Source organism: Segatella copri (assembly GCF_003465495.1).
In the GTDB taxonomy this organism is placed as follows: domain Bacteria; phylum Bacteroidota; class Bacteroidia; order Bacteroidales; family Bacteroidaceae; genus Prevotella; species Prevotella copri_G.
The window spans coordinates 1-10,218 of record NZ_QSAV01000066.1; the positions used below are offsets into that span (position 1 = coordinate 1).

General features: G+C 41.8%; 7 protein-coding genes. 4 read left to right on the top strand and 3 right to left on the bottom strand.

Going from position 1 to position 10,218, the window contains the following annotated elements; genetic code table 11:
- From DWV53_RS14155 to DWV53_RS14165, 3 genes are all read left to right on the top strand, one after another.
- The coding region (locus DWV53_RS14155; RefSeq protein ID WP_118155181.1) for a hypothetical protein at positions 1-729 on the top strand (729 nt) is incomplete at its 5' end.
- A 206-nt stretch (positions 730-935) separates the two neighbouring features.
- Complete coding sequence (locus DWV53_RS14160) at positions 936-1,379, top strand: copper resistance protein NlpE (RefSeq protein WP_259319002.1); 444 nt, start codon at positions 936-938, stop codon at positions 1,377-1,379.
- A gap of 176 nt (positions 1,380-1,555) precedes the next feature.
- On the top strand, positions 1,556-2,167 hold the full coding sequence (locus DWV53_RS14165) for a hypothetical protein (RefSeq protein WP_259319003.1): 612 nt from the start codon (positions 1,556-1,558) through the stop codon (positions 2,165-2,167).
- A gap of 109 nt (positions 2,168-2,276) precedes the next feature.
- On the opposite strand, the gene DWV53_RS14170 is transcribed toward DWV53_RS14165, so the two are convergent.
- Positions 2,277-2,690 carry a hypothetical protein gene (locus DWV53_RS14170; RefSeq protein WP_007900069.1) on the bottom strand — a complete coding sequence of 138 codons (414 nt, stop codon included), beginning with the start codon at positions 2,688-2,690 and terminating at the stop codon, positions 2,277-2,279.
- A gap of 382 nt (positions 2,691-3,072) precedes the next feature.
- Between DWV53_RS14170 and DWV53_RS15885 the strand changes: the two genes are divergently transcribed.
- Positions 3,073-3,231, top strand: a complete 159-nt coding sequence (locus DWV53_RS15885; protein ID WP_181985957.1) for a hypothetical protein — start codon at positions 3,073-3,075, stop codon at positions 3,229-3,231.
- A 145-nt stretch (positions 3,232-3,376) separates the two neighbouring features.
- On the opposite strand, the gene DWV53_RS14175 is transcribed toward DWV53_RS15885, so the two are convergent.
- Positions 3,377-3,952 carry a hypothetical protein gene (locus DWV53_RS14175; RefSeq protein WP_118155187.1) on the bottom strand — a complete coding sequence of 192 codons (576 nt, stop codon included), beginning with the start codon at positions 3,950-3,952 and terminating at the stop codon, positions 3,377-3,379.
- The coding region (locus DWV53_RS14180; RefSeq protein WP_367379685.1) for a toxin TcdB middle/N-terminal domain-containing protein at positions 3,949-10,218 on the bottom strand (6,270 nt) is incomplete at its 5' end. The genes DWV53_RS14175 and DWV53_RS14180, both read right to left, overlap by 4 nt.

A 10,218-nucleotide genomic window follows, 5' to 3' on the forward strand; every position in this document is an offset into this window, starting at 1 on the left:
ATCTACGGCACAGTTGAGAGATTGGAGCAGAAAGTCGATGAGCTTTTTGCTTCATCAAAGAATACAGAGGTAGGAAACACTCCTGTTCCTGTAAGTGTTGATACAAGCAAACTTGAAAAAGCCATCCTTTCTGTATCTGCAAAAGAAGAGGAAACTATTGGAAAATTGGCAAAATTAAGAGAGGCGATATGTGTCTTTGTTGACCTTACCAAGAAAGAAGCAAGCAAAGATGAACAGCGAAGCAAACTCTTGTTTGATACCATTAATCAGGTGAAACAAGAGCAGAATGTCACATCAAAAGTTGTGCAGGACAAACTTCACGCAATAGGTTACACACCTCAAAAGAAGGTTGTCACCCACCGCTTAGAACCAACTTCAAAGTATGTTCTTCTTTTCATCGGGGGCTTGGCTCTATCCCTTATCTTCTCTATTTGGGGCAATTTCACCCAATGGCGAGAGCACCAAGATTGGGAGGAGGCAGACTTGAAGTATCGGGCACTGAAGATGGTTCTTCCATCTGACGACCCAAATGTTCGATACATCGAAAAGAACTTCTCTGTATGCCCTAATAAAGAAGTTATTGAGAATGTGAGAACTCGTGTAAATATTTATGAGGACTCAATTCGCTACCATAACGAAATGATACAGATGGCAGCAATTAAAGATAGCATGGCTAATAGCCTATTTAAAGAGGCGAATGAAATTAAAAAGAAAATTAATAAGAAATAATAGACAACGGTCATCGGCTACAAGCGCATCCTTCGCTTCGATAAAGTAAAGACGAACGGTCTCCGTATCGTGTTTGATAGTGCAAGAACTTGTCCATGCATCAGCAACATAGCAGAATACTGACTTTTCATTAACTCTCAACTGTTCATTCGTGTCCGTGATGCCACTTGCTTGACATTGCGGACACTTTTTCTTTTATGGTAGCTATGAAGAGGAAATTGATAATTATAGCAGTTTTGGTTATCTCACTTGTTGCATCTTATATCTTATGTGAAACGAAACAAAATGATGCCGATATTGATCCTGTTAAAGTCGAAGAATATACGGCAGTCTTAGAAAACAGTGTTGACTTGGATTCCATTGCAGGAACATATTGCGGTGTATTGCCTCCTAATGTTGAAACAATACTCACGCTAAATGCAGATGGCACCTATCGTTTGAAGCGGAAATCTGCAAACGAATCGGATAGTTGTGAAGTGTTGAATGGCATCTTCAAAGTAATTGACGGCAGTATTTTGATGCTTGAACATCCGTCAAGTAGTGACAACATATTTTATAAGGTGAAGAATGACAGCGGTATTATTCTGATAGATTCGTTTGGGAATGAGCCAAAAGCAAGAGACTCTAAATTATATATCTTGAAAAAATAAAATGGACTTCATTTTTGAATTAATATCAGAATATAGTTACATATACATAACTTATATCGTATTATTGCGTTAAAAAATAGCTTTTCCTCAGAAAAATCTTACATAAAATATATTTTTATCAAGGATTTGCTATATTTTTGCAAGTAGATTTAGTAATTAACATAATTATGGTGTATATGAAACTTAAAAGATTATTAAAAATCACAGTTTTTGCATGCTTACTATTTTCTGTTGTGAGTTGCCAAAATGATTCGCCAGAAGAAGTGATGTATAGCAAAACTTCAATGGAGCAACAGACAGAACAAAAGTTGCAATGTCTTTATGAAATGTATAAAGACAAGCCTATTCAGTCTCTTTTCAATACAACACGAGCAACTCGAGAAGTATTAAATGGAGAATGTGTTATCGGTGCGATACAATATTGTGGAAATCATTTTAACGAGAACATCTCAAAGAATGAAATTGTGAGATATTTCGGAGACAAGGTTCAAAGAGACAAAAATGGCAACATCACAGGAATAGCCTTAAATACGTCTGATTGGGATGCCGCATTAAACAATTGGTTTACGGCTACATATCCTTATAGCCAAGCTTACCTGATAAAAGAAATAGCCAATGGTAAAATAGCTTGCTGTAGATTGGGGAGTGATAGAAGTCATGCCGTTGTTTTATTGGGAGTTGATGCAGATGCGGGGAAATTCATGTATTATGATCCTGTTCTTGGTGGCGAAAATAACAAGGCGGCTTTTACTGAAATATATGATCCTAGAATTATTGCAAAAAAGTAAAATATATAGCTAAAAAGATGCAGTTGAAACTCTATATATTTTAAACCAAAGAGTCATGGATGTTATAAAAATATCCAGGACTCTTTGATTATTTATAAGAATACTTAAACTATTTCATCAATATAGGTATGTCATAACTTCCATAACCAATAATTTCAACATCTGTAAGAGGATGGATCGGGGTCAGTGAACCTTGTATTTTATACTGAAAATAAATGGTGTCTGTTTGTTGAAGTTTATTAATTCGGATATTCTTTACTTTATCAAAAGCCTCCAATGTTGCACTCTTGAATTTTTTATTGTTGCAATCCACAACTTTTCTTTTGACAACATTTCCCTTGTTATCTGTTTTATATTCAATAGCAACAATTGCCTCTTGGTTACTGGCTTGAAGCTTTATAGGATATTTACAGATATGGCTTAATTTTGATACAAGCAACTGCTTATCTTCACAACTGCGATACCCTTGAGCACTGGCTTGTAAAAATAATAATACCGCTATAATAATCAATATTTTTTTCATACCACAATTTTACAATAAGATACTAATTCAATTTTACAAAAATACATAAAATATTTATGAAATAAGAAAAGTTCTCTGTAAAATAGCTTTTTGTGTAGAAAAAAGATATAATATTTAGTATATTTATGAGATTTTATAAATATTTTACATATATTTCGTGTCAATTTTGTATCCTTGGCAATATGTATATATTTCAATTAAAATCGAATGATATGTTTTATAAAATAGAGCCAGCTTGGATTCTATTACTGGAACATATTACGGTGTGTTACCACCTAATGTTGAAACAACACTCACGTTAAATGCTGATGGTACCTATTTGTTGATACAGTCATACAATGAAAAATAGAACAAACAGGAAAGGTTAAGAGGAACTTTCCAAGTGCTTGACTACAACATCCTGATGCTTGTGCATCCTTCATGTGGTGAGCATACCTTCTACAAGGTGAAGGATGTCAACCATATTATTCTGATAGCTTCGTTTGGTAATGAGCCCAAAGAAATGGAGGCAAGACAATATATATTGAACAAGAAAAAGTAAAGCAATATTAATCCGTGGATAGAAGATTTGCTACCCCCGGATTAATTTTAAAGTTTTGCTTCTTTCTGGATTCAAAAGTTTCTTTTTCCTTCCCCGAAAATGTACTAAAATTCATCATGCCATCTTTGCTTTTCTGTTTATTAATTTATCGTTGTCGTAAAATAAACGACATGAAATTACTAACAGGAATAACAACTTTGGTTCCAGAATATCCGAAATTATATCTTTGAATATTTTCAATGAAATGTGGCATTTCAATAAAACTATTTGAAAACACCCTTTCTGAGCATATTAACAGATGTTGAGGCACTTTTGAAGCAAACTGTTTTTCCTTGCCATTAGCAAAAGGTACATCTATCTTAAATTTCTCTTTAGGCGTTAATATTTTTACAAACAGTTCAGGTATAACAGTCGTACTATTTTCAATATCCATATTAGCTTCCCATTCAATCATAGATAAACTAAAATCCCCATATCTACGCAAAAGTTTTCTTCTTAAAAGCTTAACGTTTGGCAATGTGTCATTGTTTTCTTCTATAAAGAATACCACTAAATTTTGTTCGGTTTGATTTTGAATAATGTATAGAAATGACCCCTCAGGGGAGTTCTTACTTGGCACTCCCCTGAGATATTTTTTAGTTTTAATATTATATTTGACTTGACTATTGATGTCATTGCTACAGAACAACACAATAACCAATAAAAACATATAAAATTTCATTGTTCCATATTTTTAACAGTTTCTCTCCTCGCTGATATTGACTTATCAACTAATTCCCTATTTGCGTCAAGAGTTCCATCATAGTGATGAACAGCTCTATTTCTATCTCCACCAGACTCTACAAAAATTAAGGCATGCCCATAACCTTCATGTGAGAATGTTTCAGCAGCACCTGTAGGTGATAGCGAAGGGTTTATATTAACATGAATCGAGTTTGGATTTTCTGCATCAGCCTTACCTAAACTACCATTAGTTGGCATATAGGTGACTCCTAAGTTACCCGTTTCTCCTGTTGTATTTCCTGTGCTACTCGTAAAGTCAGGATCCTTGAAATCATCCTCTGTATAAACAGGTCTAAAACTTTCTATGCTTACTTTTTCATTGTAAACATATTTTGTCTCTTCAAGAGTTGTTACGTATATGTCATAATTACTTTTCACCAAAGTTTTAAGAGAATTAAAATTTTCACTATTTCCACTATATTGGTTCATCACATTTAAATCCAAATAGCCATTCTTATCAAGAGTAACATACTGTCTGGCATCTTTAGGTAAAGTGTTCAAAATTATGGACATTGCCAATGTTCCATTTGGTTTTACCGCTTTCCCATCAGGATCTATGAATTTTATAGGATTATTCTCTGCATAGCAATAGGTGGAAGAGAAAGGATATTTTTCTTCGGAAATATCCGTACTTATCCACAAACTCACTCTCGGGTCATAGTATCTCGCCCCATAGTAATACAATCCCGTCTCCTCATCGAATTCCTTCGCATTGAAAAGATAAGGTGTATTCCAAATGTTGTTGCGCTCCTCAACGAACACCTCACCGAAAGGAACATACTCGATATGCTGTACCACCTCGCCATCAAGGTTGGTGATGTAACTGCTGCTACCCAAATGGTCTGGGTGGTAGTAGAACTGCATCGTCTCGTATGTATCGCCTTCTTGGAAGTTGTTATTCGCTGCTCGTGCCATAGCACGTGCCTGCGCAGCCTCCAAGCTGCCGTCATTGCAGCAGAAGCCCTTTCCGTCCACATAGTCGTTGTTGTCCTCACCATTGTACGGCACTGCAAAGGTTGCATAATTATCCTTGATAACCTGCAACTGCTGGACATATTTTTGCTTATAGTCAACAGAAAGTCCATCAGTCTCACTACCTGCATACTGAATGCGGCGTGGGTCAGAACCATAAGAGTCGAAGTCACCAATCTTGGAAACGACACGCTGGCTACCAATGTAGATATGCTTGGTGTAGCGTCCGCCTTGGTTGGCAACGAGGTAAGGAGATACATATAGTGAGAACTTGGCGGTGTTCGTGCGACCTCCTGCAAACTCAGAGTTCACATAAACTTGGTCACTCTCACCTGATGTCTTCACCGTGCGCTCACCATCTGCATCATACCAATAGTTGGTTACGAAGCCGTTATCATCAGAAGCAAGGAGACGGTTCTCCTCATCCCATTTGAGTTTACGCTCTGTGGTCTTCTCGTCAGCCACGCCATCCTTCTTTGTACGGCTTGTATTGACATAAACAAGATTACCGTTGGCATCATACTCATAGGCATGATTGTTGTTCACATTCTCGCTTTCTGAAGGTGTCTCTTCCGTGCGGTAATTCACATCCTTCACATTGGCAAGCTGGAATTTCTTGCCTGTGTCAGTTCCATAAGTGTACGACAAATCATAGCCAGCATTCAATGTACCATTGAACTGCACATTGTTCTGTATGAGAATCTGACGCTTCGATGTGATACGATGCATGTTGTCGTAGCCCATTGCAAGGGTGTAGCTTGCGGTCTTGTTGTCCGCACCTGTATATGTACCAGTTGCACTGACAAGACGGTAGAGGGCATCGTATGTATAGGCATGAGCCATCTGTCCGCCAGCCTTTCCACTCTGTGGAACAGACGCACCGTTTACCACGCTGAGCACATTGCTCACCGCATCGTATGTATAAGCATTGTCCATAATGGTGTTGCCACCACTGTTCACAGTGAGGTTCTGCAATCTACGACGCTGTGGGTCGTAGGTGTAGAATGTCTCTGCACCGTTGCAATACTTCAAGTATGTGCGCTGCTCGAACTTGTCATAGCCAATCTTGCTTACATAATCGTAGCCGTATGACTTGTAGCCATGAACCTTTTCAAGCTGACCTCCGAGGTTGTAAGAGTAGGTGATTTTCTCCTCATCAGGATAAATCATCTCCAACAGACGGTTGTGGCTGTCATAAGTCCATTGCGTCACGTAGGTTGCTATCGCTTGGTTAGGCACAATCATCGTGCGGCGGGTCTTCGTCACCTCGCCCATCTTGCCATAGAAATACTCAATGGCACCCGTTCCGTCCTCACGGAGCATCAATCTGCCGATACGGTTCTGAGAGGCATTGCGACCACCATAGTAATACTTCACGTTGTTCTCCGGGTGGTCAGGATAGTTGATACCCGTCAGACGCAGATAGTCGTAATCATAGGTGATGAACTTGCCTTCCTTTGCAAGGTTGGCAGTCTGCTTGGCCAGCACATTGCCGAGTGCATCATAAGTGAAACTGGTGATGCCGCTTGCAGGATGGTTCACCTCCGTGCGGCGGTCACCCATGTCGTAAGTAGAGGTCGTTACATTGCCCTCCGTGTCAGTAACACGGACAAGACGCTGTATGCCGTCATATTCAAACGAGGTGGTTATCTCACCATCAGGACCACTCTTCTGAATGGTCTTCACCGTCTTGCCACTGCCATTGGTATGGGTAGCCTGCACATTATGAAGCGCATCCGTTACGGTTGTAACGAGAGTATGACTGCTATTGTCAACCGTATATGCCGTAGTTGTCGTAGAGTTGTCCGGCAATGCCACTGAGGTAGCACGGTCGAGCACGTCATAGACTGTGACGGTAGGAGATACATTGTCAAATGCCTTGTTGAATGTGGACTTCGAGCCTGTTCCTTCCGTTGTAGGATAGAAAGACTTTGCCACACGTCCGAAAGCATCATACACGTTTCTTCCGCTGACTATCATCACATTCTCGTCCTTGGCAGAGTTTCCCTTGGATGCACTTGTCACAACACCGTCCTTCTTCACCTGCACGGCTCTTCCGAAACCGTCAACGAACGTAACGGTCTCCAAGTCATCGTTAGGGTGCTGGATGTCGTAGTGCTTGGTCACTGCGTAAGCAGGAGCGGTAATGCCACTCTCACCAAAGGTAGCCAAAGGCTGATATTCAAAGGCGATGGCATAAGGCACGCCCGTAGCCAACTCATTTGGACCACGCACGCCAGTAATGCGACCGAGGTCGTCAACATCAGTCTCATAGTAGAAGTTGTTGAGGTCACGATGCTCCTTGGCTATACCATAGCGATAGTCAAAATTGCCTTGCTCGCTGCGGTAGCCCCACGCATCGTCAATGCGCTCCACATACATGTTCATCTCAGGCTCATAGCGGTACTTGTACCACATACGCTGTCCCTTGCCGTTGGCAGGGAGGGTCTTCTGGATGATGTTGCCGTAAGAGTCGTACTTGTTATCAGTAACTGCCGCACCGTCATTCAACTGCTGCGTAATCTGGGTGATGTGGTTGGCATAGTTGGTGTTGTACTTTGCCGTCACATGGTGGTAAATCGAGCCGTCACCGCCAGTTACCGTAACATCTATTGGAAGTCCGAAGATATGCTTCGCTGCATTGTCCGTGTATTTAATGGCGGTTGCATAGTCAAACTTTCCGTTTCCGTCCTCGCCAAGGCTTCCCTTGTCGCTGTACTTGTAGGACTTCAACTCACCATGATAGCCATTGAGGTAGTACTCGTTCCATGCCTCGGATGTAACCACACCGTTTGCCGCTCCCTCATACTGCAAGTTTGCCGTATAGCGGAGAGGTACGAATGCAGATGCACGGTCACTCCAAAGGTTCACGTCACGCTTTGCGAATGTGTACTTGTCACCGTCGGCAGTCATATAATAACTGTCGTAACGGTTCTTTGTCTCGGTGTACTTGTTGCCGTTGGCATCCTCTACGGATGTGGCGGTAACATTGCCCTGTGTGTAGTAGTTGGCTACATCGTAGTTCTCAACAGCCTGTCTGTAAACAGAATTGCCATTCTCCGTGTCGAGGTTCTTGGTGATAACCTCACCGAAACCGAGAAACTCACGTTCATGGCGGTCACGCTTGCCGTCCTTGTACTCAAAGGCGGTAGTCATGACAGGTCCATCGTCATGGATTCCATCATCAACGGTAAGGGCAGACATCACCCACTTGCCACCAGGAAGTCCGTAGGTAGGAGTGGTATGCGCATAGTCGAGTGTGAAAGTGCCGCCCAAGGAGTTGGTGACAGACTTCAACATGTTTGTCCTGCCGATGGCAGAGCGTGTAACCTTCAACTCGCTTTCCTTCTCAGATTCAACGATGTCAAGATAACCGTCACCATCCACATCCTGCAAAGAGTATGTAGGGCGGTTGATGCTGTGAGAAGTGGAAGCACCAGGGTTGGTTGAAATTTTGATGCTTATAACAGGAATGTTGATGGTCAAAGTGAACGCTGCATTTGCCGACTCTGATGTAGAGGCTGATTCACTAAGCGCATTTGCACCCTTCCAACAGATAGGCTCGTCAAAGCCATTGCCTGTATTAAGGGCAACAGTGATACCATCACCATTCTTCCAGACCTTATCTGGGAGACCGTCAGAGTTGATGTCGATAAGGTTGTATTCCTCTTCACTTTCAGAGGTTACGATACCGAAACCTGCTGAGAAACTACCAGAAGCCTTGTTTATTTTGTTATCGTGGTATTTGGTTTCTCCCCAGCCTTGGCTTGCGCCACCGCTTGCTCCTATATCATAAGAGTGGCTCTTACCGCCTTGAATACGGTCAAGTTCCCAATCAATAGGCTCAGTAAAGGCATAGCCAAGATTTAATCTTACCTTTTTGTCGGAAAGAATCTTGTCAGGAAGTCCATCTCCATTAATGTCGATAAATGACTCTACGGCTTCATCCGTATTCTTTGGTGCACTACCAGAAATAGAGAATTGAGCTAACCATTCCGTCTGAACATTGCTCAAAGACGGTTTAATACCCTTGGCTAAGTTGGTGATACCTGATACGGAAGCAACAGGATTGCCACCATATCCCCACGCCTCAGAAGCATTGTCAGAGTTGTTCGCTCCGATGCCCTTGTAGATTTCACCACTCAATCCACCTTGTGAGTTGGTGTATTGGATGGTACCACCTGCAATGATGTCAGGGAATCCGTCGCCATTCATATCCATCATGGCAACTTCCGTCTTGGAACTGCCATTTGCATTGTTATGGGTGATGCCAAGTGCACCACCTTGCACAACGGTACTCTTGCTTGATACCACTTGGCTTACAGCTGCCGCACCAGTACCCTGCAAATATTCACCTGCAAGTCCTGCCACTTCAGCATTATTATCCAATGGATTGGTAAGGAGTACATCCTGTTCTGTCAATCGGGCTGTACTTGCCTCGGTTGCAGTAAGATAGATGTCCTGTCGCTGACCGACCCACTTGTCCATAGAAGTCTGGTCTGTACCCAATGGAGTGAACGCCATTGTGAGAGGGTCAACCTTGTCGTTCTCGTTTTCAGGCAATTTCAGCAATGACTCGCCAATAGGCTTTGCATATCTGCCCTCTGCCGAGTTATAAACAAAACCTCCCCAGCCACGATAAAGCATACCGAAGCCAAGATTTTCATTCTCTGCATAGAATCCAGCAAGCACATTCTCAGTTACGAGACCTGCCGCATCTTTCAGAATGGAAACAGAGGCTGAAGTAACAGTTTCATTAGAGATTGCTGCCGGAAAGCTGTATTCAAACCAGATGTTCTTTCCTGCAGTAGTTGCAAATCGCAGAGTATCGGCTTTCAAGATGCCATTCTCGATAGTGAAAGACTTCTTGCCGATGAGTGCATCCACTGTCTTGGCGGTCAAAGTAACCTGGCCATTGAGGGAATTGTCCGAAAGGATAAGCACTGGTGACACAACCATAATTGTATCAGTCGCTGTGGTCAAGTATGGTTTGCCCTCTGCCAAGGCATTTGCGAATGTCTTGTAATGTGCAGGAACTGACATGGTCTGCTCAACATTGGCAGAATCCTTGTAAGTTACGGATGCTTGCCAACCGATGCTCTTCCAATCAACATTTGAGGTGGATGAAATCTCAAAGCTGAAGTTGGTCAGTTTTTCTGTATTTTCCAGACTGATGTTGAGTGAATCACCATTGAAAGCCTCACCAGCCTTCAATGTACGAGCAAAGACAGT

Bases quoted from the DNA above. Each gene is read 5' to 3' on its own strand.
- DWV53_RS14160 (WP_259319002.1), top strand. From the start codon at position 936: ATGAAGAGGAAATTGATAATTATAGCAGTTTTGGTTATCTCACTTGTT.
- DWV53_RS14165 (WP_259319003.1), top strand. From the start codon at position 1,556: ATGAAACTTAAAAGATTATTAAAAATCACAGTTTTTGCATGCTTACTA.
- DWV53_RS14170 (WP_007900069.1), bottom strand. From the start codon at position 2,690: ATGAAAAAAATATTGATTATTATAGCGGTATTATTATTTTTACAAGCC.
- DWV53_RS14175 (WP_118155187.1), bottom strand. From the start codon at position 3,952: ATGAAATTTTATATGTTTTTATTGGTTATTGTGTTGTTCTGTAGCAAT.